Origin of the sequence: Streptomyces sp. 142MFCol3.1, assembly GCF_000424945.1 — a bacterium.
Lineage (GTDB): Bacteria > Actinomycetota > Actinomycetes > Streptomycetales > Streptomycetaceae > Streptomyces > Streptomyces siamensis.
Map to the genome: position 1 here is coordinate 20,669 of NZ_AUKV01000025.1, position 24,246 is coordinate 44,914.

Below are 24,246 nucleotides of genomic sequence, written 5' to 3' on the forward strand. Positions count from 1 at the left end.
TGTACCAGGGTGGTCACTGCTCGACGTCGATGACGATCCTGCCTTCGGTGGTACCGCTCTCCACGGCGGCGTGGGCCTCGGCCGCGGTGGCCAGAGTGAAGTGCCGCGGGTCGAGCCGGGGAGTGAGGGCTCCGGTATCGGCGAGGGTCGCTGCCTCCCGCATGATGTGCCCGTGGTGCTCGCGTCCGCGGCCGGTCAGCATGGGCAGCAGGGTGAAGACTCCGGAGTAGGTGGCCCCCCGGAAGGACAGCGGTGCCAGGCTGTGGCTCCCCCAGCCCAGGGCGCTGACGACATGACCGGTATAGGTGCGGACCGCGGCGAATGACGCGTCGAGTACGGCGCCGCCAAGGGTGTCGAAGACGACGTCGAAGCCCTCCCCGCCGGTGTGCCGTGCGACGTACTCCTCCACGGTCGTGGTGGTGTAGTCGATCGGGGTCGCCCCCGCGCGCTCGACCACTTCCTTCTTGGCCGGCGATACGGTGCTGAAGACCTGGGCGCCCCGGGCGCGGGCGATCTGGATCGCCACGTGACCGACGCCGCCGGCCCCGCCGTGGACAAGGACCTTCTGCCCCAAGCTGACCTGGGCCCGGTCGACCAGGCCTTCCCAGGCGGTGATGAAGACCAGGGGCAGCGCTGCGGCCTGCCGCATATCGAGCGACGCGGGCTTGCGGGCCAGCAGGCGGGCGTCGACCGCCGCATACTCGGCCAGCGAGCCCTGCAAATCGCCCACGCCGCCGGTCAGGCCGTAGACCTCGTCCCCTGCGGTGAAACCCGTCGCTCCCTCCCCGACCTGCTCGACGACCCCGGCCAGATCCAGCCCGAGCACCGCGGGCAGTTCACGCCGGGCATGAGCTGCCTTTCCCTCGCGGATCTTGACATCCAGCGGATTGACTCCGCTGGCCTTGATTTTGACCAAGACCTGGCCAGGGGCCACGACGGGCTTGGCGATCTCCTTGAGAACCAGCGGAGTGCCGAACTCTTCCAGAACCAGTGCGCGCATCGGGTGCCTCCTTGTCCTGCCGACGGGCCGGGACACCGGTCTGCACGCGATCCACTCCACTCCCCGGCCCAGGGCCAAGAGGTGCCGCGTCCGTGCCGAGGCCGGCGCGTGGGGGCGACGTGCTGCCGACCCGCCGATGGGTTCTCGTCCGATATGTCCTGGCCGTCGTCGCCATCCCTATGAGACGGGAATGCATCCTGAAGTGCTACTCGCGTCCGCCGAGCGAGTGGGGCATTCTTGTCGGCACCCCGACCCGCTTTGCCCCTTTTCCGGTACGCGAAGACAGCGCGGACGTCGACGTGGGCTTGCTGCCACCCGGAAAACCGGTCAGCCCGTTTCGGCGGGCGCCGTGTCCCTTCGGCTCACTCGCCGTTTTCAGGTGTTGATCCCACGTCCTTCATGGACTGGACGGTCACCACGGCGAACGCCTCGTTGATCTCGATGAGGTCCAGGTCGCCCACCGACAGGCCGTTCTTATTCGTGGCGTGCGCGTGGAGTTGGGCGGCTGCGAGTGCAGGGAGTTGTCCGGACCCGCCACGTTGCCGTGGACCCCGATCTCCGCGATCCACTCCAGGCCCAGCTCCTCGGCCTTGGCCCCGCTCCTCACGACGACCGCGGCCGCGCCGTCGGAGATCTGCGAGGAGGTGCCGGCGGTGATCATGCCGTCCTGGCGCTCTCCTGCGTCGGCTCGGCGAGGTCTTCGGCAAGCGGGCGGGTGAACTGGCCGATGCCATGATCAACGAGGACGGCGGCCCACGGATTTTCGTGGAGCGTTCCATGCCGCCATCCCGTCCGCCGCCCCCGGAATCTCGGGCATCGGCCCAGGGGCCGACACCTCCGTACCGCGCCCGTCGCTCCGTCGCGCCCGGTGGCAACCCCCTTCTAAAGCCATTCGCCGATCCCGAACGATCGATACAGATTGCTACGGATCTCCCCCCTCGCCGGGTAGAGGAACGAGGAGGTTCGAATGATTTTCTTGACACTTCGTTCCATTTAAGGGTTCACTGGCTGACGTGGCCGGGTCGCGACCGACCGGTAGCGCGGCGCCTCCTCGGCGAGCGCCAAGTCGGTAGCCCACGGGCCCGGAACTCAACGACCGTCGCCCGCGCGCGGATGCGGCGCCGAAAGGACACAACATGAGCAAGCAGGAATCCCGCACGCCCTCCGCATGGCGTTCACGTGTGGTCGGCGCAGCCGCCGTGGCCGCACTGCTGGCCGGCGGGGGTGCGGGCGCGGCCGCCTGGGCCTCCGAGCCCGCGTCCGCCGCGCCCCACCCGGCGCAGTCCGCTGCGGCACACAACGCGGCCACCGTGCAGCGGCTGGCCGACATCGAGGACATTCGCCAGGTGAAGGCGCGCTACTTCCGCTACCTCGACAGCAAGCAGTGGTCCAAGCTGGCCGCTCTCTTCACCGCCCACCCCACCATCGACGTGGGCGTGAAGTACAGCAGCGGCAAGGAGCTCGCCGAGAACACGGCAGCGCTCCTGGGGAACGCCCCCACCGCCCACCAGGGCTTCCTGCCCGAGATCCAGGTGAACGGAAACCGCGCCACCGCGATCTGGGCGATGGAGGACTACGTGAGCTTCCCGGCCGGATCCAGCTACAAGAACGGCTTCCACGGCTACGGCGAGTACCGCGACACCTATCAGCGGATCCACGGTCACTGGTACATCTCCAGCAGCGTGCTGTCCCGGTTCCGAGTGGACACCGTTCCCAACTGGACGCCGTCCACCGCACCGAAGAAGTAGTACCGACAACCGCCTTTCCCCCGGCCCGCACAGGGCCCGTATCAACAGGAGTGAAAACATGAGCACCATCGGCGTCGGCATCATCGGCGGCAGCCCGGGCGGCTGGGCCTCCATCAGCCACATCCCCGCCCTCAAGGCACTGCCCGACTTCACACTGCGGGCCGTCAGCACCTCCCGCCGTGAGTCCGCAGAGGCGGCCGTGCGGGAGTTCGGCGTCGAGGCGGCCTACGACAACCACGCCGAGCTGCTGGCCCACCCGGGGATCGACATCGTCGTGGTGGCGGTCAAGGTCCCCCACCACCGGGAACTCATCTCCGCCGCGATCGACGCCGGCAAGACCGTCTACAGCGAATGGCCGCTGGCCCTGAACCTGGAGGAGGCCACCGAACTCACCCAGCGCGCCGATGCCGCCGGGGTGCGCACCGCCATCGGGCTGCAGGGGCGCTTCCACCCCGAACTGCGCTACGTGCGCGACCTGATCCAGGACGGCAGGATCGGCCGGGTCATCGGCACCTCCCTCGTCGCCTCCGGCATGGTCTGGAACGGGCAGACCACCAAGGCCCACACCTACTGGTACGACGAGTCCCAGGGCGCCACCCCCCTGTCCGGCGCCGCCCTGCACGCCATCGACGCGCTCAACGTCACCCTCGGAGAGTTCGACCACCTGTCGGCCAACCTCGTACACGGCCGCACAGAGGTGATCGTCACCGACGACGGCAACACCGTGTTCCCCGTCACAGCCCCCGACCAGATCTCGGTCATCGGCACCCTGGAGAACGGCGCCGCGGCCTCGGTCTTCTACCGCGGCGGCGCCTCCCGCGGAGACAACTTCCGCTGGGAGATCAACGGCACCGACGGCGACATCGTCCTGACCGCCCCCTGGGGCAACATCCAGGTCACCGACCTCACCCTCCAGGCCGGCTTCGGCGAGGACGCCACCGTATCCAGGCTCGAAGTACCCGCCGAGTACTCCGCCGACATCCCCGACGGCCTCGTCGGCCCCGCCAGGAACGTCGCCGCGCTCTACACCCACCTGGGACGAGACCTGCGCGAAGGCACCCGCACAGCCCCCGACTTCACCTACGCCCACACGCGCCACGAGCTGATGGAGGCGATTGGCAACGCTTCCCGGCAGCAGAGCGCGCAGACCCTCGGCTGACCTGGCGCGGTACGCCGTTTTCTCCCCTGGGGTGCGGGCAGCCCTGAGGAGAAAATTTAACGAACGCTCGCTATCGCATCGGCGTCGGCTCCACTCCTTCACGAGGCTGGGCACCAAGAGTCCGGGCTGGGCTCGCCCGTGCCGGCGCCGATGCCGCTCCCCTCGGATGACGCACCCCGCCAGGAGCCGGCCGCCATGCGGGCGGGGCCACACCGAACATCACTAACCAGGAATTAGCTACTTACCATCTGATTGACCGATGAAGGCTGTGTCGGCAGCGTTGACGACATCACCGACTTTCGACGTCCCGGACTCCCTGAGTAGCAGCCCTCGACTCGAGGCTCCGGCATGTCCCGTGCCGGGGCCGAGGCGAGAGGCGCCAAACCGAATGTCTCCCACCGGCGGCGTCACTTCTCGAGCAGCACATTCAACGACCACGACGGAGAAGACACTTATGCACAGCACCACGTCCCACGGAGTGCCCGGCGGGCCGGTCGATGCCTGTCCCGGGTCCGGGCCGGTCGCAGCGGCGGCCGCGTTGCAGCCGCTGCTGCGGGAGCACGCCGCTCGGGGTGACAGGGACCGCGTCGTACCGGCCGAGGTCGTGCGGGCGCTGTCCGAGGCCGGCGTCTTCCGGCTGCTGACGCCGAAGCGGTACGGCGGCCAGGAGGCGGACCTGCGCACCCTGACCGACGTCTCGGAGGCGCTCGGCGAAGCCGACGGCTCGGCGGCCTGGGTCGGGATGATCATCTCTGTGACGAACTGGCTGGCGTGCTTGTTTCCGGATCAGGCGCAGGAGGAGGTGTTCGGGGCCGATCCTGATGCACGCGTGACCGGTGTGGCGGCACCGACAGGCATGGGGAAGCGGGTGCCGGGAGGCTGGCGGGTCAGCGGCCGCTGGTCGTACAACTCCGGCGCGCCGTACGCAACCTGGGCGGCGGTCGGCGCACTCCTCAAGGACGAGGACGGTGCGGTCATGGATCAGGCTCTGGTGCTGATCCCCGCGTCGGAAGTGGCAATCGAGGACACCTGGCACACCACCGGGATGCGGGGTACCGCCAGCAACACCCTCGTCGCGCAGGATGTGTTCGTTCCCGCGCACCGGGTCCTGTCGGTCCCGGCGGCGGCGGAGGGGGTATACCCGCGCTCGTCCCGCGAGGAGGAGCTCTACGGCGCTTCGTTCGGCCCGATGCTGCTGCTCTGCCTGCTCGGTCCGCTGCTCGGGCTGGGCAAGGCGGCTCTGGACGTGGTGGTACGTGCTGCGGCATCCAAGCCGCTGTCGTTCACCGTTCACGGCCGGCAGGCGAACTCGGTGGGGATCCAGATGCAGGTGGCCGAGGCCGCGCTGAAGATCGAGACGGCCCGGCTGCATGCTCACCGCGCGGCCTCACAGGTCGACCAGGCGGCCGCCGCCGGTCCGCTGGACTATGCCGCGCGCGCCCACATCAGGGCCGAGGCGGGCTACGCGGCCCGCCAGATCCTCGAGGCCATCGGCATCCTGCTGGACGCGCACGGCGCCTCTGCCTTCGCCGAGGCAAACACTCTGCAGCGCATTTGGCGTGATGCGAACACCGCGGCCCGACACGCCGGCCTGATCCCTGCCGTCGGCCTGGAGGTCTACGGCAAGACACTGCTGGATGTGAACGAGCGAGTGAGCCTCATGGTCTGACCCGGCAGCCGGATGGGGTCCGCGCCCGGTGGAGCGGGCGTCGCCCCATCCGGCCGCGCGGAAGGCCTTGCCCGTGAACGGGCCGTCCGAACCCGTTCACACCTGCATCGCCGCGACTAGGCACGGCAATGGGTGGTCCTCAAGTCGACGGGGTTCACCGTAACTCCGGCGAGGTGTCCTCGGGCGTGTGGGTCTCCGGATCCGCGAGACCGGCGGTGTGGGCGTCGGCACTGATGTGCGGAACAGGACGGGTGGAGCGGTCGCGGTAGATCATCGTGCCCTCCGGGTGCTGCTCCTGCCAGGTCTTTCGGAAGGTCTCCGCGACAGCGCGAGGTGGACGCCTCACCCTGAAAGACTGGCGTGTCGATGTGCAGCAAGGTGGCCATGGCCAGCTTCTGAAGGGCTACGTGAGAGTGGGAATGCGTGCGTCGCGAGGTTGATGCCGGCGTCAGGCCGGCGGCCGAGAACGCAGGACCCCGTCGGGGTCGTAGCGGTTCCACAAGTCGGTGACGCGCGTTCCGGTCGGTCCGGGGTAGGCGCGAGCGAACGTGTCCTTGTCGGGGGCGCTCTCGAAGTTCACGTAGGCGCCGTCGGTGTACGGAACGATGGAGGGCCAGGCGTCGGCGATCGTGGCTCGGTCGTTCGGCGGGAATGCCGAAGCGACGACGAGGGTGTTCTGGTGACGGTGTGCGAACGCCATCGACGAAGGGTCCGGGTCGTGGCTGGCGCCGCCGAGTGAACGCAACTGGATCAGCACGGGATCGGGGGCAGTCGATGCCGCCACCAGGGCGCGAGCAGCGTCCGGGGTCATGTCCGTGAGCAGTCCGTTGGTCGTGCTGGAGGGCATCTGCCCGGAGTTCGCGTGCAGATGCGCCGACGGGACCAACTCCGTGTAGGGGACGACATGGGCCTGCACGGCCAATGCGTCACCGATGCCGAGCAACGGTTCAACAGCGTCGCGGATGAAGGCCGGAGAGTCCGTGGCCACGACCGCGGTGATGAACGCGGTGGTGACGTCTTGCCGGGAGAGTGTCACCGCCGTCGAGAGCTCGCGCGGCGCCTGTGCCATTACGGCTGCCCAGCGCCGCAGTGTCTCCCCGGCAGGGTCCACCGCGACGGCGAGTTGCGCGAGGCCGACATCACGAAGTTCTGTGGCCTCGATCTCGAAGGCGACCGCGATTCCGGCGCCCGCGCCCGCCCCGCGCATCACCCACAACAAGTCGGGGTCGGTCGCAGCATCAGCGCGTACGGCTGTTCCGTCGGGTAGGACGACCTCGACGGCACGGATGTGGTCGACGGTGAGCCCGTACTGCCGTACGAGCCAGCCGACGCCGCCGCCGGTGGCGATGCCGCCGACACCGACGTTGCCGTGGTCGCCCGAACTGATGGCGAGTCCGTGCGGAGCGAGCGCCTGGGCGACCTGGGCCCAGCGGGCGCCCGCCTCGACGCGGACGAGGCGGGAGCTGCGGTCCAGGACGTCGACGCGGTGCAGCGCACTCAGGTCGATGACGAGTCCGCCGTTGTTGGTGCCGCTGCCGGACAGGCCGTGCCCGCCGCTGCGGACGGCCACGCGAAGGCCCGCCTCCCGTGCGAGGCGCAGGGCTGCCGCGACATCGTCTGCGGACTGGGGCAGCACGACTGCGGTCGGGTGGCCGACGGTGGTGTAGGTGGAACGGAGCAGCCGGTAGCGCCGGTCGTCGGGCGTGACCAGCTTGCCGGCGAGCTCGGCCGGAACAGTGCCGAGAGTGCCGGTCATCGCCCGCTCCGGAACGCGTCGACGCGCTCGCGGACAGCGGGCACCACCTCATCGGCGAAGAGGGAGAGTTGTCGCTCGGGATCGATGGCAGGCCAGAAGATGAAGGTGTCGAAGCCGAGATCCACGGCCCACTCCGTGAGGGTGTCCACCCACTGCTGCACGTCGCCGACGAGGCCCGGTGCGTCGCCGCTGTTGCCGATCACACCGATCACGTTGTAGACGCGTCGAAGCGCCCGCGGGTCGCGGCCGGCGTCGGCAGCCGCCTCATCGATGAGTCGCTGCCGCGAGGGCACCTCGTGCGGCGGAACATAGATGTTCAGCGGAGAGATCCAGCCGTCGGCCAGCCGGCCAGTGACCGCGAGCATCCGCGGCTTCTGGGCGCCGAGCCAAACCTCGACGGGCGTTGCGGGCACCGGACCCGCCTGGTAGCCGTCGACGGAGTGGTACGGGCTGTGCAGGCGTACGACATGTCCCGCCAGGGCCTTGCGCAGCAGCCCCAAGGACTCCTCGGCGAACGCCACCATGTCCCGGCCTCGGCGCGCCGGGCCGCCCATTGAGGCGATGGCGTCGGGAATGCCGCCCCCACCGACACCGAGCCGGATCCGTCCGTCACTGATCACGCTCAACGACGCGGCGGCCTTGGCGAGCATCACCGGCGGACGCAACTGCAGGTCGGCGACGTCAGTGAGGAAGGAAATGCGGTCGGTGACCGCGGACAGGTGCGCGATCAAGGTCCAGGAGTCGAGGTGGCCCGGCTGGTAGGGGTGGTCCTGAACGGCGAGGTACTCCAGGCCCGAGTCCTCCGCCGTGCGGGCGAGGCGTCGGGTCTGCGCCCAAGTCCCAGCGGAGGGGTCCAGGCTCGCTCCGAAGGAAAGTGGGCGTTCGTAGTCGGTCATGCGTCTACGGTGCCCCGGACCCCCGCACCGGCAAAACAGCAGGTAAGGTGCTAATCTTTTGTAAGTGGACACTATTCGTGATGACACGTGCCCGAGTTTCGAGGGCACCCTTGAATTCATCGGGCGCCGCTGGACGGGATCGGTGCTGCACGCGGCCGGCCAGGGCGCTCGGCGCTTTGGGGAGTACCGGGCTGTCATCGAGGGCATCTCCGACCGCCTGCTCTCCCAGCGGCTGAGGGAATTGGGTGCGGCGGGCCTCGTCGAGCGCACCGTGATACCCACCACGCCCGTGCAGGTGCACTACCAACTGACTCCGGACGGCCGGTCGCTCGTGGACGCCCTGGCACCCCTTGCTCAGTGGAGCCTCCGCCGAAGGTCGCGACTGCGCACGCTGGAGGACTCCCGCCGAGCGTGACGTCGCGTGTCACGTCAACCTCACGTTCATGCAGGGTACTCGGCGGGGTGTCAAGGGCCGTTGGCGAACGACGTCTTCTCGGACTCGCCGCCGCCCTTTGCTGCTACCAGCGACTCGTCCGCCTCACCACATAGGACACGGCCTTAGGACTGGCATGACCGCACACGATGGTGATCGTCTCTCACCCACCGCTGCCCTGTTCGCTTCAGCTCACGGCCGTCCAGGACACTTGATCAGACGGGCCGTGGAAACCGATCTGCCGGACGTGCACCGGCTCGACCGAGAAGCGTTCGCTGCCGACGCCTACCCCACTTCGCCCTGCGCCAGTTCTTCGACGCGTGCGATGACCACATGCTGGTCGTCGACGACAACGGCACGCTCACGGGCTACATCATGGCCGCCGCCACGAAACGCGACGGCTCGTGCTGGCTGCTGAGCCTGGGCGTCACCCCGCCCAAGCGCGGGCACGGTCTGGGACGGCTCCTCATGAGCGAACTGCTGCGCGCCCTCCGGGAAGAGGGCGTTCGCGAGGCCCTGTCAGTGGTGGCTCCGGGCAACACCTCGGCCCTACATCTCTACAGATCCCTCGGCTCCAGGATCGACCCCGACGGACTCCGCCCGGACTGCTTCGGCCCGGGCGGGGACCGCCTCCCCATCAGCCTGCGCCTGGAGTGAGCCACCGCCCATGTCAGGGTCGCATCCGGGATGCATGAACAATCCCCGTACAGGCGCGGGAGGTTGCGTCACTCGGTGGGGTCGCCTGGAGTTCACCCACTTCAACCCGGCACCGGCGAGAAAAGTGCTTACTTGCGCGACTACATGCAATTTGTGGCTGGCAAGTCCTTGCCATGGCGAAGACTTGCCGTCGTCCGGTCTTCACGTCGGCATGAGGCGGCCGATAGACCCAGGGCATGTCCTCCCCTTCTCAGGCTTCCGCCTTGCGGCGCAGACGCTGGCGGCTGATCTCGGCCGTCACCGCGGTGCCGCTGCTGGCGTCGGGACTCGCAGTCCCGCAAGCGCCCGCACAAGCCGCTCCGCGCAAGCCCACCGCTCCCGCCAAGCTGACGACGACCCACAAGGTCACTCTGGTCACCGGGGACGTCGTCTCAGTCACCACGGTGGCCGACGGCAAGCAGATCGCAGATGTCGACCGGCCGGACAGCGCCGTCGGCGGCGTGAAACTCCAGGAGATCAAGGGGGACTTGTTCGTCATCCCGGACGAAGCGGCGCCGCTGCTGGGCGCGGACAAGCTGGACAGGCGCCTGTTCAATGTCACCGACCTCATCGAGATGGGCTACGACGACGCGAAGTCGGCCGCGGTGCCGCTGATCGCGACGTACGCCCCGTCGAAGTCCCGTTCGGCCATCGAGCCGACGGCCCCCCGCGGCAGCAAGCTGACCCGCGAGCTCAAGGGCATCCGCGGTGCCGCGCTGAAGGCCGAGAAGCGGCAGGCCCGCACCTTCTGGAACACCATCGCGCCACAGGACAGCAAGACGTTGGGCGCGGGTGTGGCGAAGCTGTGGCTCGACGGTCGTGTGAAGGCCGACCTGAAGGAGAGCGTGCCGCTGATCGGCGCGCCCGAGGCATGGGCGGCCGGATACAACGGCAAGGGCGCCAAGGTCGCGGTGCTCGACACCGGCGTCGACGTCAACCACCCCGACTTCGCCGGCGTGATCGACGGCACGGCCAGCTTCGTGCCGGGTGAGGCCGTTACCGACCTCAACGGGCACGGCACGCATGTGGCCGGCACGATCGTCGGCTCGGGCGCCGCCTCCGGCGGCGACTACAAGGGCGTCGCCCCCGGCGCCGACCTGATCGTCGGCAAGGTCCTCGGCGGCGCGGAGGGCTACGGCCAGGACTCCTGGGTCATGGCCGGCATGCAGTGGGCCGCCGAATCCGGTGCAGACGTCGTCAACATGAGCCTCGGCGACACCTACCCGACGGACGGCAGCGACCCGATGTCACAGACGGTCGACGCGCTGTCCGCGCAGTACGGCACGCTGTTCGTCATCGCCGCCGGCAACGCGGGCCCGGAGAGCATCTCCTCCCCGGGGGCGGCCGCCTCGGCGCTGACCGTGGCCGCCACGGACAAGGAGGACCGGCTCGCGTCCTTCTCCAGCACCGGCCCGCTGGCCTACTCCGGCGGGATGAAGCCGGACATCGCGGCACCCGGCGTGGACATCACCGCGGCCCGCTCGCAGGAGATGACCGACGGCGGCGAGGGCATGTACCGCACCCTCAGCGGCACCTCGATGGCCACCCCGCACGTGGTCGGCGCGGCGGCGATCCTGGCCCAGCAGCACCCGGACTGGACCGGCGCGCAGCTCAAGGAACACCTGATGAGCACCGCGAAGGGCCTGGACAACGGGTACTCGCCTTACGAGGTCGGCACCGGTCGTCTCGACGTGGCGGCCGCCGTGCGCACCACGGTCCGCGGCACCGGATCGCTCTTCTTCGGCAACTACAGATGGCCGCACGAGCCGAGCGACGTCGCCGTCACCAAGGACCTGACCTTCACCAACACCGGTTCCGCCGATGTCACGCTGAACCTGGCGCTGAACGAGGACGGCGGCCCGTTCGCGCTGGGAGCCACCAAAGTGACCGTCCCGGCGGGCGGTAGCGCCGCCGTCCCGGTGACCGGTGACCCGCAATCCGCTTCGGCAGGCCGGCACGTCGGCTACGTGACAGCCACCGACGCGGCCACAGGAAAGCCGGTGACCCGCACGTCCGTGGCGCTGCTCAAGGAGGAGGAGCGCTACGACCTGAACATCAAGCTGGTCGGCCGGGACGGCAAGCCTGCCACCGGCACGGTCACGGTCAACCTGGCCGGCGACCTCTGGCCGTGGTCGGTCTACGTCGACGGCTCGACCACCATGCGCATGGCACCCGGCACCTACACCGTCGCGGGATACCTCGATGTGGCCGGTGAGAAGGCGGACCGTGCGGGTCTGGCCGTGCTGGTGGCCCCGGAGACCGTGATCAAGGACGGCTCCGCGGACGTGGTGCTGGACGCGAGCAAGGCCCGTCTGCTGCAGACCGAGGCGCCGCAGCGCACCGAGGACCGTCAGCGCAAGGTCGACTTCAACGTCCACTACACGGGCCACGACTCGTACACGGACTACCGCAGCGCGTACGTGCTACCGCCGACGTACGACGACGTCTACGTCTCGCCCACGAAGCCGATGAAGCAGGGCGAGTTCATGCTGACCACCCGCTGGCGCAAGGGCAAGCCTCAGCTCAGCCTGAGCGCGCTGGGCGGGCGCCGCCGCTTCGACGCAATGGTGCAGACGGGCAGCGCCCTGGACACCGCCACGGACAGACTGGACGCCGTCTACGCGGGCAACGGCGCGGCGGCCGCCTACAAGAAGGTCAAGGCCAAGGGCAAGGCCGTCGTCGTCGAGCGCAGCGACGAGGTCTCGCCGCAGGAGCGCACCGCGGCCGCGATCGAGGCCGGCGCCAAGGCGTTGATCGTGGTCAACGACGGTGTCGGTGCCCTGATGGAATACGTCGGCGAGTCCACCATCCCAGTGGCCACCGTGCACCGCGACGCCGGCAAGAGCCTCGTCTCGATGGCCAATGCCGGCAGACTCAAACTGACCACGACGCAGACCGAGTACACGCCGTATGTCTACGACCTGACCCGGAACTACCCCGGCCAGGTGCCGGACCGGGCCTTGGTCTACAAGCCGGCCAACGGTGACCTCGCCCGCATCGATGCCCGCTACTACTCGGCCACGGGCGGCAAGCCGGCGGAGGGCTACCGTTCCGACTTCACTCTCAGCCCGTCGTTCAACCTCCCCGAGGCCGAGTGGCACCCGGGCACCCGTACCGAATGGGTGACTCCGGGTCAGGTCTGGAGGGAGTTCCACGCGCAGGGCGTCGACGGAGCCCTGCCGTGGGTGATGGTCTCGGGCGACAACACGTATGCCAGGGGCAGCACCACCCGGCTGGACTGGTTCGCTCCGGCGACCCGGCCCGGCCAGGGAGAGGCCTTCGGCGTGTACAACTCCCGCTGGCAGAACTACATGACCTGGAACGTGCAGGCGTGGGCCTCCGCCAGCGACAACATGCGGCTGGGCGGCTTCCTGCCGTGGGGTGAGACACCGACCCACCTGCACGTCTTCCAGGGCGACACGCTGATCCACGACAACCCGTCGAGCACAGACATGCAGTGGGTGGAGGTGCCGGCGGGCAACCTGCCCTACCGCGCTGTACTCGACGCGGAGCGGCCTGCCGACGTCTTCCGGTTGTCGACGCGCACCCACACCGAGTGGACCTTCATGTCCGACACCGTCGACTCGGACTTCTTCGAGCCGTTCTCGGTGCTGAACCTGGACTACAAGCTGGAGTCGGACCTGCACGGCGACGTCCAGGCCCACCGGACCCAGAAGATCGCGCTCAAGCCGGTGTCGATGGACGGCGGCGCCGTGCCGGGCAAAGTCACCACGGTGAAGCTGGATGTCTCGTACGACGACGGCTCCACCTGGCAGAAGGTGGCCCTGACCAAGGGTGCCGACGGCTCCTGGACGGGCTCGTTCACAACGGCCAAGAAGCCCGGCGGCTTCCTCTCGGTCCGCGCGAGCGCCGAGGCGAGCGGCGGCTTCGGCGTCAAGAACGAGATCATCCGGGCGTACGGCCTGCGATGAACCGCCCTGACGGGCCCCGGGGAGACGACTCTCCGGGGCCCGTCCCGTCACACCTGCTCCCACCAGGGACTATTCGCAGTCTGCCGCCATGGTGCATACTCCCCCAGCTGCGGAAAGCGGAAGAGAGTCGGTCGCCGATGCTGGATGTTCTGGGCCTCGAACCCGATGACGAGCGCGTCTACCGAGCGCTGATCGGACGGCCAAGCTCCACCGCGATGCTGCTGTCGGATCTACTCGTCATGGCGCAGGCGCAGGTCGACAAGGCCTTGTCCCGACTGGTCGAGTGGGGACTGGTGATCAGGTCGGCGGACGAGCAGTTCACCGCCGCGCCGCCGGCCATGGCGCTCGGCGCTCTCATCAGTCAGCGCCGGGACGGGCTGCGCGCGGCTGAGCATGCCCTGGTGACCTTCGCCGAGGAACACCGGGCGGCGATGACCGGAAGCAGCATCGTCGATCTGATCGAGGTCGTCACGGGCGTCGACGCCATCCGCCATCGCTATCTCCAGGTGCAACAGGCGGCCCGCACACAGGTCCGCACCTTCATCACCGCACCGTTCGTCGCCCTGCCTCCCGACGAGAACACGGCCGAACCCATGGCCATCGGCCGCGGCGTGCACTTCCGGGCGGTACTGGACCGGGCCGTGCTGGCGGAGCCGGGCATCGTCAAGGACGCGATCGATTCCCTGCGCAACGGCGTGCACCTGCGTGTCGCCGACCAGCTGCCCATGAAACTCATGCTGGCCGACGCCGAACTCGGCCTCGTCCCGCTCGCGACCACGCCGACCGGAGAGCCCGGCGCGGTGCTGCTGCACCGCAGCGGCCTGCTGGACGCGATGGACGCGCTGTTCGAGACGGTATGGCGCACCGCCCACCCGCTGGAGCTGTCAGTCACCGGCGGAGAAGCCGAACGGGCTGTCGAGCTCGGGACGGAGGGCCCGACCGACCTCGACCGAAGGATCCTCGCGCTCCTGCTGGCCGGCGTGACCGACCCGACGACCGCGACACAGCTCGGTCTGTCACCACGCACACTGCACCGACGCCTGCGCCACCTCATGGACATTGCCGGAGTCCGCACTCGCATGCAGCTCGGCGGCCACGCCGTCCGACACGGGTGGGCGGAGCCACCGGCACCGAATCAGACGTGACGGTGATACCGCCAGTGGCGGGCGCGTCACATCGATCGAGTACGACGACACCCTGCCCTCCCGGGCACGGACACCTTCAGCCAAGACAGCAGCGCGATGCCCCCGCCGAGGCCGAGCCCCAAAGGCGAGCTTCCCCATGACGACGAAGTCACCGTCCTCGCGCTCGATGACGTCCGGGCAATGTTGTACCCGGTCCAAGCGCGCTCGGCAGGCGTCGATCCGACACGGCGCATGGGACTCCTTGGTGACAGGATCGTGCCATGGGCACCGAGACCAACTGGGCGTACCGGGTGGACGAGCCGCACGGCTCACAGGGATGGCGCCCCTACGGCACCGACCCCGAACGATGGCGAGGCACGATCACCGCCGAAGCTTCGAGCGAGAACCCTCAATATGCCCTCTCCCTCGTCATCACCGCCCTGATGACAGAGTGGAAGGCGGCCGGGCTTCACCAGGCGAAATCCGTGCGCGTCCTCCTCTGGCGCGAAACGGAGAGCGACGACAAGGACGCCGACGCCATCGTGGAGATACGACCGAGCATCCACACTGAGTTACCGGCGAGCGAGACGACCCGCCCTCGGACAGGACACCGGCCCAGAAGCACGCGCGACAGGATCAAGAATCTTGAGGCCCCTCGTTACGTTGCGTGAGCGGGTCTGGACGGTGGCATCCACCACGAACGCGATTCTCGAGCTTGGCGACCTGCTGGTCTGCCAAGGTGTCCAGCGCCAGCCACAGGCAGCAGGTGTCGCGCTCGGTGGTGGTGGGCCGGTTGTCGGGTGGGGCGAAGCGCACCGGTACCGGGATCCGCACCCCGTACAGTTCCAGACCGTCGCCGCGGTGGGTGGCGGTCGGCTGGGAGGCCGGCCCGACGTCGTAGCGGGCGGCGGGCGGCGCGTCGCCGGACGGGTCGCCGGTGAAGATCCGCCCGGTCCGGGTCCGGTTGCCGCCGTGCGCGGCCGGCGCCAGACCGACGATCGTCAGCGGTGCCTCCGGCGGGCCGAATCCGGCTACGGGACGCGCCCAGTATTTCCAGACTCGAAACGCCCTGACCTTGACCCTGGCGGCCTCCCGACAGGCCACCAGACGGGGGCACGCCCGGCAGGTGGCCACCGCCGCGTCCAGTGCGCTCAGGGAGCTCAACCCCGGGGCCGTCTGCGCGGGAACGTCGTGTGATGCGGACGGGAGACGTCTGCTGGGCACAGCATGCTCCTCGTCAATACGCCGTACCCGACGCCGTCCCTTTGTGGTGGGTGGACCGGCAGGATCCCGATGGGTTCGCATGAGCTGTCCCCGATAAAATGGGCGAGTCGGGACCACCCGCTTCGCGGCAGGGCACGGAACTGTCCACCCGATCAAGGCGCGGGTGGACGACCGATCTGGAAGGGCAGCCATGATGGCCAAACAGATCACCTGTCGCAGAGTCTACGAGGAGACCGCGCCGCAGGACGGCAAGCGCGTGCTGGTCGACCGGGTCTGGCCCCGGGGTATGCGCAAGGAGGACGCGCACCTGGACGAGTGGCTGCGTGATGTCGCCCCCTCCAGCGAACTGCGCAAGTGGTACGGCCATGAGCCCAGCCGCTTCACCGAGTTCCGTCACCGCTACCTGGCGGAGCTGCGCGACGCCGGGCACCGCGAGGCGGCCGAACATCTGCGTGACCTGGCCGCGCACGACAAGGTGATGCTGCTGACCGCCACCAAGGACGTGGACCACAGCCAGGCCGCTGTCCTCGCGGAGTGGCTGACCAAGTAGGACCCGGTGACCAGCACGTGAGGAAACGGGAGTGGCGGTCACCGTCGTTCACGCGAACTCACCCTTGCCTCCGCCGCACCGCACCACCGTGCGCCGCCCGCAGACGTGAAGAGGGAAGGCAATGCGAACGAACATCATCCGGCGCGAGAGCGTGATGGTGAGCTACGACGTGGTCAATGGCTGGAGCGTTGTCGAGGTCGACGGTGAGGTGGACACCCACACCGCCCCCATGATCAGGGAAGGCGTGATCAAGCTCCTCGACGAGGGCCACCGCCACTTCGTCCTGGACCTGAGCTTCGTCCCCTTCATGGACTCGATGGGGCTGGGCGTGATCGTGGCAATCACTAAACGCATCCGTGAACACGAAGGCTCGCTGCGTATCGCGTCCGTCTCCGGCCGGATACTCAGGCTCTTCGACCTCAGCGGCATGCGCGAGAGCTACGAGATCTACCCCTCAACAGCGGAAGCGACGCAGTCCACACCTTCATCCGGCAACCTGAAACACTGGCCTCGCCAATCAACCTGAGGAACGCTCACAGGAACGGCCTGCTTCCCTCTCCCGTAGCGTTGGCCGAGCCTCGTCCGGCTTGAAGCAGCGCGCCCTGGTTTGAGGCATCGCGCCGGTGAGGGACGGTGGCGTGAGGCTGGCAACCGTGGTGGCTTCACGGGTGCGGCTCGGGTTCGGCACCCCACCGTCACCGCCGGCCCCACCCCATTCACCGCGCGGGTACGCATCGACACTCCCACCGAGGCCGACTACTACCGCCATGGCGGGCATCCTGCCCTGCGCACCCGGGCCTTCCCCCGTGATGGTGGACACGCTTCGTTGATCACGCGGCGAGCGTGAGCTTAGCCGCGTGATGTCGGCGTTCGTATTCGTTGGGGCTGAGCTGCCGTTGGCGGAGTGCCGGCGGCGGGTGTTAGCGGGCCAGCCAGGCAAATGCCGTCCTTCTGCAGGTGCCGGCGTCGCCGTAGTCGCGGGCGCCCTGGAGGGTCTCGCGTTTCAGGGACGCGTGGGAACTCTCGCAGGCCGCGTTGTCCGCGCTGGTGCCGACCGCGCCCATCGACCGGGTGACCCCGAGCCGGTCGCAGAGATCGGCGAAGGCCCGCGAGCCGTATTGGGCTCCGTGGTCGGAGTGGAACACGGCGCCGTCCAGGCCGTCGCGGGTCGAGGCCGCCATCTGCAGTGCGTCGGTGACCAGGCCGGTGCGTATGTGGTCGGCGATGGACCAGCCGACGACTTTGCGGCTGAAGCAGTCCAGCACGGTCGCGAGATAGAGGAACTCTCCGTCTTCCACGGGCAGATAGGTGATGTCGCCCATGTATTTCAGGCCGGGTTCGGGGGCGGTGAAGTCCCGCTGGAACAGGTCGGGAACCAGCGCGGCAGCCGGGTCCGGGATCGTGGTGCGGACGCGTCTGCGCAGGCGGATGCCGGTGATGGAGAACGTCCGCATGACGCGGGCGACGCGTTTCTCGTTGACCCGCAGGCCCTTGTCCCGGAGCTCGGCGGTCACCCGTGGGGAGCCGTAGGCGCCTGCGGACTCGCGGTGGACCTCGCGGATCCGCTCGGCCAGGAGCCGGTCCTTACTCTGCCGCAGCGTCCTCGCCTGGCGGCCGGCAAGCCACTTGTAGTAGCTGGACCGGTTCACGTCCAGGACCTGGCAGAGCCGCTTCCCCTCGTAGATGTCCCGGTGGTCGTCGACGAACTGGAAGCGGCTCCTCACCAGTTCGTCTCTCCGGCGAAATACTTGGCTGCCTTGCGGAGTATGTCCCGCTCAGTGGCGAGCTTCCGCTCGCTCGCCTCGAGCTCGGCCACCCTCGCCTCAAGTTGCCTGATCCGCTCGTCGGGATCGTCGGACGGCACCGCTGCCCCCGGTTGGACGGCCGGCTGCGCGGCCGCAGCGGTGACACCGCGGCGTTCGCGGTCCCGTAGCACCCACTCCCGCAGGGTGGCCCGGTTGATGCCCAGGTCGGTGGCGATGCTCTTGTATGTCGCCCCGGGTGTGGACTGGTACAGGGCCACGGCATCGGCCTTGAACTCGTCCGAGTAGTCCTTCATCGCCATCGGCGGTCTTCTCGCTTCCTCCGGATCAAGCAGATCCAGTATCAGCGTGTCCACCAGTCAGGGGGAGGCCCCCCTCCAGTGCGTGTATCGAAAGTGCCTGGTGAGGATGGAGGACAGCCCATTTGTGATCCAGAATGACTGGATGGTCACGCTTGAGACTCCCCGTTTGATCCTGCGTCGCTGGCGCGAGGAAGACGTTGCGCCCATGGCTGCCGTCAATGCCGACCCCGAGGTTATGCGGTGGATCCGTGATGGCAGAGTCCTTGACGAACAGCAGACTCGCGGCCGGGTCCAGGCATGGGAGAGCGAGTGGGAGTCACAGGGCTTCGGCCTGTTCGCCGTGGAAATCCGGTCCACCGGCGAGCTGGCCGGGTTCACCGGCCTTTCGGTGCCCAACTTCTTGCCGGAGGTACTGCCGGCGGTTGAGGTCGGCTGGCGGCTGGGACGTTCCCACTGGGGACAGGGCTTGGCCACCGAGGCCGCTGCGGCCGCTGTACGGTTCGGGTTCGAAGAGCGAGAACTGGAGCGGATCGTCAGCATCACTCAAGTGGGCAACGACGCCTCCGAACGAATCATGACCAAACTGGGGATGCATCCGGTCCGTGAGACGGTCAATCCCACCGGGGGTCGGCGAGTACGGGTGTTCGAGTTGTCGTCGGACCAGTACGTCACAACCACTCGTTGATGGCGGCAACGAGGACAGTGGCCTCGTAGCGGACCGCGAGTTTGTCGTACCTCGTGGCCACGGCACGGTGCCTCTTGAGGCGATTGATACCGCACTCGACCGCGTGCCGAGCCTTGTAGTCCTGCGGGTCGAACTTCGGCGGCCGGCCGCCGCGCGAACCGCGTTTCTTGCGGTTGCGGGCCTGATCGGCCTTGTCCGGGATGGTGCAGAGGATCCCGCTGCCGCCGCAGGTAAGCGCGGTTCTTCCGGGAGGCGTACGCCTTGTCGGCGCGCACCCGACCTGGCCGGGTACGCGGCCTGCCCGGCCCGAGACGCGGGACACGGACCTTGTTCAGGACAGGCTCGAACTGCGGGGAATCACCCCGCTGCCCGGCCGTGATCACGATGGACATGGGCTTCTGGCCCTGTTCGACAGCCAGGTGCAGCTTGGTGGTAAGGCCACCGCGCGAGCGCCCGAGCCCGTGGTCGTCCGGCTCGACGGCGACGCCGCCGGGCGGCTCCTTCTGCAGCTCCCCCTTTTCCTCGCCCCGGCGGCATGCTGGTGGGCCCGGCACACCGTGGAGTCGACGTTGATGTCCCAGGTGATCAGCTCTTTCGCGTCGGCCCAGGCCTGCAGCGCGGTGAAGATCCGATGCCAGCGCCCCGCTGCCACCGGCGGAACAGGTCGTACGCCCGGCCCCACGGCCCGTACTCGGCTGGCAGGTCCCGCCAGGGGATGCCGGTGCGGACCCGAAACCGTATGCCGTCGATCAGCTGCCGCCTGGCCCACGTCGGCGGCCGTCCGGGCTTCTTGCCCTTCGGCAACAGCGGTTCCAGCACCGCCCATTGCGCATCCGCCAGATCTCCACGTGTCCCGAACCAAGATCATCTCACGTTCAAGATCCACTTTCGATACACGCCCTAGTGCCGTATCAAGCACCGTTCGCCCTGGTGAGGAACCAAGCCAACACAGCCACGCCGATGGGTAACGCAACAAGGTAGCCGACGAGGACACCGACGCCCGGATCAGCCAGCGCAGGAAAGGCCCAGTTCACTGCTGCAGCCAGGAGCAGTCTCACCGTTGCCAGCGCAAGGAGAGCGGCAACAACAGCAAGCCGACGCGGCGGGCCCGCCCCGCGGTACAACTCAGCCGCAGGCCCGATCGCGATCAGGCCCGTCACGAGGAGGACGAAATCAGTGTCGGGCAGCCACCCGAACGGCCACCCCACCAGAGCGACCAACCCGGAGACAGCGAGGCCGCCCAGTTCCAGCGCGGCGGTGGACACTACCGGGTGGTCCCACGAGCGGCGTCGGATCGAGCCGCTCTCACTGCCCTTCTCATCGGCCACGTCGTCAGAGTAGCCATCGACAGGGCGAATGTTGCCTGATGCGGCACTAGCCCACCTGAGCGCCTCCCGTCGGGCCCGGTGCCCGCGCCAAGTCCGGCACGCCAGAAGGCAGGTTACGCGGCTTACAGGCCATTTCGTTTGGTGTGATCTTGCGGGATGCTGGCTGTATGGCGAGCGAGCTTGTCGAGCGGTTGGTGCCGGACGGTTTGGGGGAGCTCTTTCAGAGGGTGGTGCCGCCGGCGCCGGAGCGACCGCAGGGCGAAGGCCGTCGTCGGTCGCACGGTGACCGGGAGGTTCTGGCCGCGATCGTGTTCGTGGCCACGTCAGAATGCACATGGAACCAGTTGCCGCCTGGATTCGGGCCGTCGGGCGTCACCGCGTTCCGGCGGTTCACCGAGTGGTCCCGGGCCCGTGTCTGGGCCAAACTGCATCGCCTGGTGCTGGACGAACTCGGCGGTCAGGGAGAGCTCGACTGGTCGCTGTGCGCCATCGACTTGGCCAGTGTCCGCGCGGTCAAAGGGGGGGGCGCTGACGGGACCGAATCCGACTGACCGTGGCAAGAGTGGATCGAAAATCCACCCCATCGTCGACCGCAACGGCCTACCACTTTCCATCGGCGTCTCCGGCGCCAATGTGCACGACAGCCAGGCCTTCGAGTCACTGATCCGAGGCATACCTCCTATCCGTTCACGCCGTGGCCCACGCCGACGCCGCCCGGCGAAACTCCACGGGGACAAGGGATACGACTACCCCCACCTGCGACGGTGGTTACGTATATGAGGGATCACGCCACGTATCGCCCCGCGGGCTCGAGAACTCCCAACCCGAGCCAGGCGACGGTGCGTTCTACGACCCATCGATGCCGGCCGAGGACGGGCCGTCCGAAGGGGTGCGCAGGGCGAGCAGAGCGACATCGTCGTCGAACACCTGACGGCTCCGGCTGATCAGCGCGTCGCACAGTTCTTCCAGCGGGGCCGTGGCCAAGCGGGCGGCCTGCTCGGCCAGGTCGTCCAGGCCGGTGTCGATGTCCTGATCGCGGCGCTCGACCAGCCCGTCGGTGAACAGCAGAAGGGTACTGCCGGGCGGGAGGAGGTGTTCGTGGCTGAACCGGGCGACGGACGTCTCGATGCCCACCGGGATTCCGTGACGGGCGGGTGCCAGGTAGCGGGTGCTGCCGTCCGCGCCGACCAGCAGCGGCGGCAGATGCCCGGCGTTGCTCCAGCTGAACGTGTACGGGCCGCCCTCTGTCCGGCTGCGCTCGATGCGGCCGAACACCAGGGTGGCCGTGGGCGGCTCGTCGAACATCGTCAGGGCCCGGTCCAGTCGGGCCACGACCAGGCCGGGCGGTTCGCCTCGGTCGAAAGCGATCGCCCGCAGCATGTTGCGGATCTGTCCCATCAGCGGGGCGGCCTCCACATTGTGGCCGGTCACGTCACCGACCACCACACACGTGGCGCCGTCAGGCAGGACCATGGCGTCGTACCAGTCCCCGCCCAGCCTGGGCAGCTCGGAGGCAGGCTCATAACGGGTGGCGACCTAAAGCGGTGCCAGGTCGGGAAGAACGGGCAGCATACGGCGCTGGAAGTGCTCGGCGGCGTGTTTGAGGTGCTCGTACAGGCGGGCGTTTTCGAGGCTGACGCCCGCGGCACTGGCCAACGCCGTCAGCAGGCCCTCGTCGTCGTCATCGAAGGGCGTACCGTCCGTCTTGTCGGCGACGTACAGGTCACCGTAGACCGTGCCGCGCATCAGGAGTGGAACGCCCAGCAGCGTCCGCATGACCGGGTGCCCGGGCGGAAAGCCGGCCGAACGAGGGTGCGCGGCCACCTCGGCCACTCGCAACGGCTCCCGGTCGTCGACCATGGTGTGCAACAGGCCATGGCCCTGCGGCAGTCCCATGACTACGCACAGACGCGGGTCGTCGATGCCCACGGTGATCAGGTCGATCACCTTGCCGCTCTCGTCGAGCACACCCAGTGCCCCATAGCGTGCGGCGACGAGGTCGGTGGCTGCTTCCACGATGCGGTGCAGCATGCTGCGGGTATCCAGGTCGGCGCTGACCGCCGTGACCCCGTCCAGCAGGTGCCGCAGCTGCCGCCGGTCCAGAGCACGCTGCGGTGGCCGCGCGGCCACCCGGTCCCGGCCCCGCTGCTGCCACGGGTCGTGCGCCATGGTGCTTCCTCCCGGCGCCGTCGGGCACATCATCACGTCGCCCTGCTCTGTCACACTACGCGCTCACCTGGTCGGAAGCAGGCCTCAACGGCGCGCTGCCTGCTCCCGTCCGAGATGGCCGCTGCCTGCCGCGCGGACCACATGTGGAGCGGGCTCAGGGCACGATGACGAGGGGGCAGTGCGCGTGGCGGGCCATCCACACGGGTACCGACCCAGCCCCCATTGCCGCCCACGATCAGGATCCGTGGGTACCGCTGTCATCCGACCCACCCACTCGTGCCCGAGACGATGTGACCCGGCGAAGTGTTTGGGGAGGCGCCGAGTCCGGGAGTCATGGCCGACCATGAACCGCGGGCGGCGACGGGCGTGAAATCCGGGCCAGGCAGGCAACGCTGCCACGTGGCCGAGGGCGCAGTGACGGTGTGTGGGAGCGCACGGCAGGGAACCTTTTCCCCGTGCTGCCCGCCCGGCCCGGGCGGCCGGGCCCGGCGACGGGCTACTGCGCCAGCAGACTGATCCCCAGCACCGTAAGGACGATGACCTTGGCGGTCTCGAAGGCCACGTAGTACACGTGTCCACGCGAGCGGGGCAGGTCCTCCCCGGCAAGAACCCGGTCCGACCTGCGGTTCAACTTGGGGCGGACCACCCCCAACTGCACGGCGAGCAGGACCGCCACCACGGTGGTGAGCACCAGGACGGCCGCCGGAGGGTCGCCGACGGCCACCGCCGCAACAACGACGGCGGCCAGGACGGTCTCAACGAGGTTCAGCGCACGGAAGACCATGCGGCCGATGCCCAGCCCGATGGGGATGGTCACTCCAGGAGCGCGGAACTTCAACGGCGCCTCCAGGAAGGAGATCGCCAGCACCATTCCGAGCCAGAGGAAGGTGACCGCGCCCGCGGTCGCGGACGACGTGGTGTTCATCGATGCGTTGCCTCTCTACCGTGGCGAAGGACGGCTGTCGGGTGTGGCGAATCAGGCCAGCGGCCAGGATGCCAGCCGGCCCGCGAACTCCGGTGGCGAGGCCACGACGATGAGCGAGGCCGGCTCCGCACCGGGGTTGGCCAGGCTGACGCGTTCGCCAGTGGCGATGTGCGCCGCGGCCGTACCGGCCGTCAGTGTCCGGGCCTGGCCGTCGTGGTGCAGCTCGACGGAACCGGTCAGGGGGATGAGCACGATCTGCGAGGCACCGTGGTCGTGTTCGGGCATGACGGCGCCCGCGGGCAACTCGACGTGGAGTACGGCGACTTGATCGGAAGTTTCCGCGGAAGTGAGCAGGGCCGCTGTCGGGCCGTCCGACATGGGCGGGCGGCGGCGGGGGGAGGTGGCGATCTCGGTGACGTACATGATGTTCCTTCCTCGGTGCACGGGTAACGCGGTGCGGGCCGAGCGGAACCGGCACGCTCCCAGCGGCACAGGCGGGTGTCGGGCTCGGCGCCCAGCGCATGACGGGTTCCGGCCCCCTCACTCCCCCGGTGGCGGAAGAGCGGCGATCAGCTGATGGTCACGCTCGATCAATCCCTGCTCGGCCGCACCGCCAGGCGACCCGAGCGCGTCGAAGAACTCGGCGTTCGCCCGGGTGTACTGCCGCCACTCGGCCGGTACGTCCTCCTCGTAGAAGATCGCCTCGACCGGGCAGACCGGCTCGCACGCCCCGCAGTCCACGCATTCGTCCGGGTGGATGTACAGCGACCGCTGCCCCTCGTAGATGCAGTCGACCGGACATTCCTCGACGCACGCCTTTGTCCTTCACATCCACACAGGGCTGCGCGATCACGTAGGTCATCGGCGCACCTTCCTCCCATCGGCAG

Annotated in this window: 18 protein-coding genes and 9 pseudogenes; 12 read left to right on the forward strand and 15 right to left on the reverse strand. The window is 68.7% G+C overall.

What is annotated here, in order from left to right:
* Positions 1-13: 13 nt before the first annotated feature.
* Positions 14-1,000: a zinc-dependent alcohol dehydrogenase family protein gene (locus H305_RS0131350; RefSeq protein WP_028803937.1), complete on the reverse strand. Its 987-nt coding sequence runs from the start codon at positions 998-1,000 to the stop codon at positions 14-16.
* A gap of 374 nt (positions 1,001-1,374) precedes the next feature.
* Positions 1,375-1,670, reverse strand: a pseudogene (locus H305_RS51230) (acetyl-CoA C-acyltransferase); the annotation flags it as partial.
* Positions 1,671-2,136: 466 nt separating this feature from the next.
* Here H305_RS51230 and H305_RS0131365 point away from each other — a divergent pair.
* The 3 genes from H305_RS0131365 (at position 2,137) to H305_RS0131375 (ending at position 5,576) form a co-directional block, all read left to right on the forward strand.
* Positions 2,137-2,748 carry a nuclear transport factor 2 family protein gene (locus H305_RS0131365; protein WP_051371150.1) on the forward strand — a complete coding sequence of 204 codons (612 nt, stop codon included), beginning with the start codon at positions 2,137-2,139 and terminating at the stop codon, positions 2,746-2,748.
* Between the two features lie 58 nt (positions 2,749-2,806).
* Complete coding sequence (locus H305_RS0131370) at positions 2,807-3,907, forward strand: Gfo/Idh/MocA family protein (RefSeq protein WP_028803940.1); 1,101 nt, start codon at positions 2,807-2,809, stop codon at positions 3,905-3,907.
* Between the two features lie 454 nt (positions 3,908-4,361).
* Positions 4,362-5,576 (forward strand): acyl-CoA dehydrogenase family protein, encoded by a 1,215-nt coding sequence (locus H305_RS0131375; RefSeq protein WP_028803941.1) that lies wholly within the window; start codon positions 4,362-4,364, stop codon positions 5,574-5,576.
* A 169-nt stretch (positions 5,577-5,745) separates the two neighbouring features.
* Here the strand turns inward: H305_RS0131375 and H305_RS51235 are convergent.
* From H305_RS51235 to H305_RS0131390, 3 genes and pseudogenes are all read right to left on the reverse strand, one after another.
* Positions 5,746-5,962 (reverse strand): annotated as a pseudogene (locus tag H305_RS51235) (FMN-dependent NADH-azoreductase); the annotation flags it as partial.
* A gap of 62 nt (positions 5,963-6,024) precedes the next feature.
* On the reverse strand, positions 6,025-7,332 hold the full coding sequence (locus tag H305_RS47550; RefSeq protein WP_051371152.1) for an FAD-binding oxidoreductase: 1,308 nt from the start codon (positions 7,330-7,332) through the stop codon (positions 6,025-6,027).
* Complete coding sequence (locus H305_RS0131390; RefSeq protein WP_028803942.1) at positions 7,329-8,228, reverse strand: LLM class flavin-dependent oxidoreductase; 900 nt, start codon at positions 8,226-8,228, stop codon at positions 7,329-7,331. The genes H305_RS47550 and H305_RS0131390 overlap by 4 nt, the downstream gene beginning before the upstream one ends.
* Positions 8,229-8,292: 64 nt before the next feature.
* Between H305_RS0131390 and H305_RS47555 the strand changes: the two genes are divergently transcribed.
* From H305_RS47555 to H305_RS0131415, 5 genes are all read left to right on the forward strand, one after another.
* Positions 8,293-8,643, forward strand: coding sequence for a winged helix-turn-helix transcriptional regulator (locus tag H305_RS47555; RefSeq protein ID WP_051371153.1), 351 nt, complete (start codon positions 8,293-8,295; stop codon positions 8,641-8,643).
* A 318-nt stretch (positions 8,644-8,961) separates the two neighbouring features.
* Positions 8,962-9,318 (forward strand): GNAT family N-acetyltransferase, encoded by a 357-nt coding sequence (locus H305_RS47560; RefSeq protein ID WP_420708166.1) that lies wholly within the window; start codon positions 8,962-8,964, stop codon positions 9,316-9,318.
* A gap of 263 nt (positions 9,319-9,581) precedes the next feature.
* Positions 9,582-13,289: a S8 family serine peptidase gene (locus H305_RS0131405; protein ID WP_234021175.1), complete on the forward strand. Its 3,708-nt coding sequence runs from the start codon at positions 9,582-9,584 to the stop codon at positions 13,287-13,289.
* Positions 13,290-13,426: 137 nt separating this feature from the next.
* The gene (locus H305_RS0131410) at positions 13,427-14,434 is read left to right on the forward strand and encodes a TrmB family transcriptional regulator (protein ID WP_028803944.1); all 1,008 of its coding nucleotides are present in this window, start codon (positions 13,427-13,429) and stop codon (positions 14,432-14,434) included.
* Between the two features lie 260 nt (positions 14,435-14,694).
* Entirely contained in the window at positions 14,695-15,084 is a 390-nt protein-coding gene (locus H305_RS0131415) for a hypothetical protein (protein WP_028803945.1), read from the forward strand.
* Between the two features lie 76 nt (positions 15,085-15,160).
* Here the strand turns inward: H305_RS0131415 and H305_RS47565 are convergent.
* Positions 15,161-15,637, reverse strand: a pseudogene (locus H305_RS47565) (uracil-DNA glycosylase); the annotation flags it as partial.
* Positions 15,638-15,830: 193 nt separating this feature from the next.
* Here H305_RS47565 and H305_RS0131425 point away from each other — a divergent pair.
* Both H305_RS0131425 and H305_RS47570 read left to right on the forward strand, forming a co-directional pair.
* Positions 15,831-16,187: a DUF488 domain-containing protein gene (locus tag H305_RS0131425; RefSeq protein WP_028803946.1), complete on the forward strand. Its 357-nt coding sequence runs from the start codon at positions 15,831-15,833 to the stop codon at positions 16,185-16,187.
* Between the two features lie 121 nt (positions 16,188-16,308).
* Positions 16,309-16,713, forward strand: a complete 405-nt coding sequence (locus tag H305_RS47570; protein ID WP_051371155.1) for an STAS domain-containing protein — start codon at positions 16,309-16,311, stop codon at positions 16,711-16,713.
* Positions 16,714-17,067: 354 nt separating this feature from the next.
* On the opposite strand, the pseudogene H305_RS47575 reads toward H305_RS47570, so the two are convergent.
* A pseudogene (locus H305_RS47575) lies at positions 17,068-18,252 on the reverse strand (IS3 family transposase); the annotation flags it as partial.
* A gap of 142 nt (positions 18,253-18,394) precedes the next feature.
* Here H305_RS47575 and H305_RS0131445 point away from each other — a divergent pair.
* Positions 18,395-18,937: a GNAT family N-acetyltransferase gene (locus tag H305_RS0131445; protein ID WP_028803948.1), complete on the forward strand. Its 543-nt coding sequence runs from the start codon at positions 18,395-18,397 to the stop codon at positions 18,935-18,937.
* Here the strand turns inward: H305_RS0131445 and H305_RS51240 are convergent.
* Both H305_RS51240 and H305_RS0131455 read right to left on the reverse strand, forming a co-directional pair.
* Positions 18,921-19,777, reverse strand: a pseudogene (locus tag H305_RS51240) (IS5 family transposase). The gene H305_RS0131445 and the pseudogene H305_RS51240 overlap by 17 nt on opposite strands.
* 71 nt (positions 19,778-19,848) lie before the next feature.
* Positions 19,849-20,265 carry a hypothetical protein gene (locus H305_RS0131455; RefSeq protein WP_051371156.1) on the reverse strand — a complete coding sequence of 139 codons (417 nt, stop codon included), beginning with the start codon at positions 20,263-20,265 and terminating at the stop codon, positions 19,849-19,851.
* A gap of 167 nt (positions 20,266-20,432) precedes the next feature.
* Between H305_RS0131455 and H305_RS52720 the strand changes: the two are divergent.
* Positions 20,433-21,036, forward strand: a pseudogene (locus H305_RS52720) (IS5 family transposase); the annotation flags it as partial.
* A gap of 58 nt (positions 21,037-21,094) precedes the next feature.
* Here H305_RS52720 and H305_RS56465 read toward each other — a convergent pair.
* The 6 genes and pseudogenes from H305_RS56465 to fdxA form a co-directional block, all read right to left on the reverse strand.
* Positions 21,095-21,184, reverse strand: a pseudogene (locus H305_RS56465) (IS5/IS1182 family transposase); the annotation flags it as partial.
* Between the two features lie 29 nt (positions 21,185-21,213).
* Positions 21,214-21,738, reverse strand: a pseudogene (locus tag H305_RS53570) (PP2C family protein-serine/threonine phosphatase); the annotation flags it as partial.
* A 63-nt stretch (positions 21,739-21,801) separates the two neighbouring features.
* Positions 21,802-22,434 (reverse strand): GAF domain-containing protein, encoded by a 633-nt coding sequence (locus tag H305_RS53575; protein WP_158690600.1) that lies wholly within the window; start codon positions 22,432-22,434, stop codon positions 21,802-21,804.
* A 496-nt stretch (positions 22,435-22,930) separates the two neighbouring features.
* Positions 22,931-23,359, reverse strand: coding sequence for a hypothetical protein (locus H305_RS0131470; RefSeq protein WP_028803951.1), 429 nt, complete (start codon positions 23,357-23,359; stop codon positions 22,931-22,933).
* Between the two features lie 51 nt (positions 23,360-23,410).
* Positions 23,411-23,782: a cupin domain-containing protein gene (locus H305_RS0131475; RefSeq protein ID WP_028803952.1), complete on the reverse strand. Its 372-nt coding sequence runs from the start codon at positions 23,780-23,782 to the stop codon at positions 23,411-23,413.
* Between the two features lie 117 nt (positions 23,783-23,899).
* Positions 23,900-24,221: pseudogene (gene fdxA / locus H305_RS47590) on the reverse strand (ferredoxin).
* Positions 24,222-24,246: the final 25 nt, after the last annotated feature.

What these genes read in the sequence shown, in the direction of transcription:
- H305_RS0131350 (WP_028803937.1), bottom strand. Translation starts at nt 1,000, where the DNA reads ATGCGCGCACTGGTTCTGGAAGAGTTCGGCACTCCGCTGGTTCTCAAG.
- H305_RS0131365 (WP_051371150.1), top strand. Translation starts at nt 2,137, where the DNA reads ATGAGCAAGCAGGAATCCCGCACGCCCTCCGCATGGCGTTCACGTGTG.
- H305_RS0131370 (WP_028803940.1), top strand. Translation starts at nt 2,807, where the DNA reads ATGAGCACCATCGGCGTCGGCATCATCGGCGGCAGCCCGGGCGGCTGG.
- H305_RS0131375 (WP_028803941.1), top strand. Translation starts at nt 4,362, where the DNA reads ATGCACAGCACCACGTCCCACGGAGTGCCCGGCGGGCCGGTCGATGCC.
- H305_RS47550 (WP_051371152.1), bottom strand. Translation starts at nt 7,332, where the DNA reads ATGACCGGCACTCTCGGCACTGTTCCGGCCGAGCTCGCCGGCAAGCTG.
- H305_RS0131390 (WP_028803942.1), bottom strand. Translation starts at nt 8,228, where the DNA reads ATGACCGACTACGAACGCCCACTTTCCTTCGGAGCGAGCCTGGACCCC.
- H305_RS0131410 (WP_028803944.1), top strand. Translation starts at nt 13,427, where the DNA reads ATGCTGGATGTTCTGGGCCTCGAACCCGATGACGAGCGCGTCTACCGA.
- H305_RS0131415 (WP_028803945.1), top strand. Translation starts at nt 14,695, where the DNA reads ATGGGCACCGAGACCAACTGGGCGTACCGGGTGGACGAGCCGCACGGC.
- H305_RS0131425 (WP_028803946.1), top strand. Translation starts at nt 15,831, where the DNA reads ATGGCCAAACAGATCACCTGTCGCAGAGTCTACGAGGAGACCGCGCCG.
- H305_RS47570 (WP_051371155.1), top strand. Translation starts at nt 16,309, where the DNA reads ATGCGAACGAACATCATCCGGCGCGAGAGCGTGATGGTGAGCTACGAC.
- H305_RS0131445 (WP_028803948.1), top strand. Translation starts at nt 18,395, where the DNA reads ATGGTCACGCTTGAGACTCCCCGTTTGATCCTGCGTCGCTGGCGCGAG.
- H305_RS53575 (WP_158690600.1), bottom strand. Translation starts at nt 22,434, where the DNA reads ATGGCGCACGACCCGTGGCAGCAGCGGGGCCGGGACCGGGTGGCCGCG.
- H305_RS0131470 (WP_028803951.1), bottom strand. Translation starts at nt 23,359, where the DNA reads ATGAACACCACGTCGTCCGCGACCGCGGGCGCGGTCACCTTCCTCTGG.
- H305_RS0131475 (WP_028803952.1), bottom strand. Translation starts at nt 23,782, where the DNA reads ATGTACGTCACCGAGATCGCCACCTCCCCCCGCCGCCGCCCGCCCATG.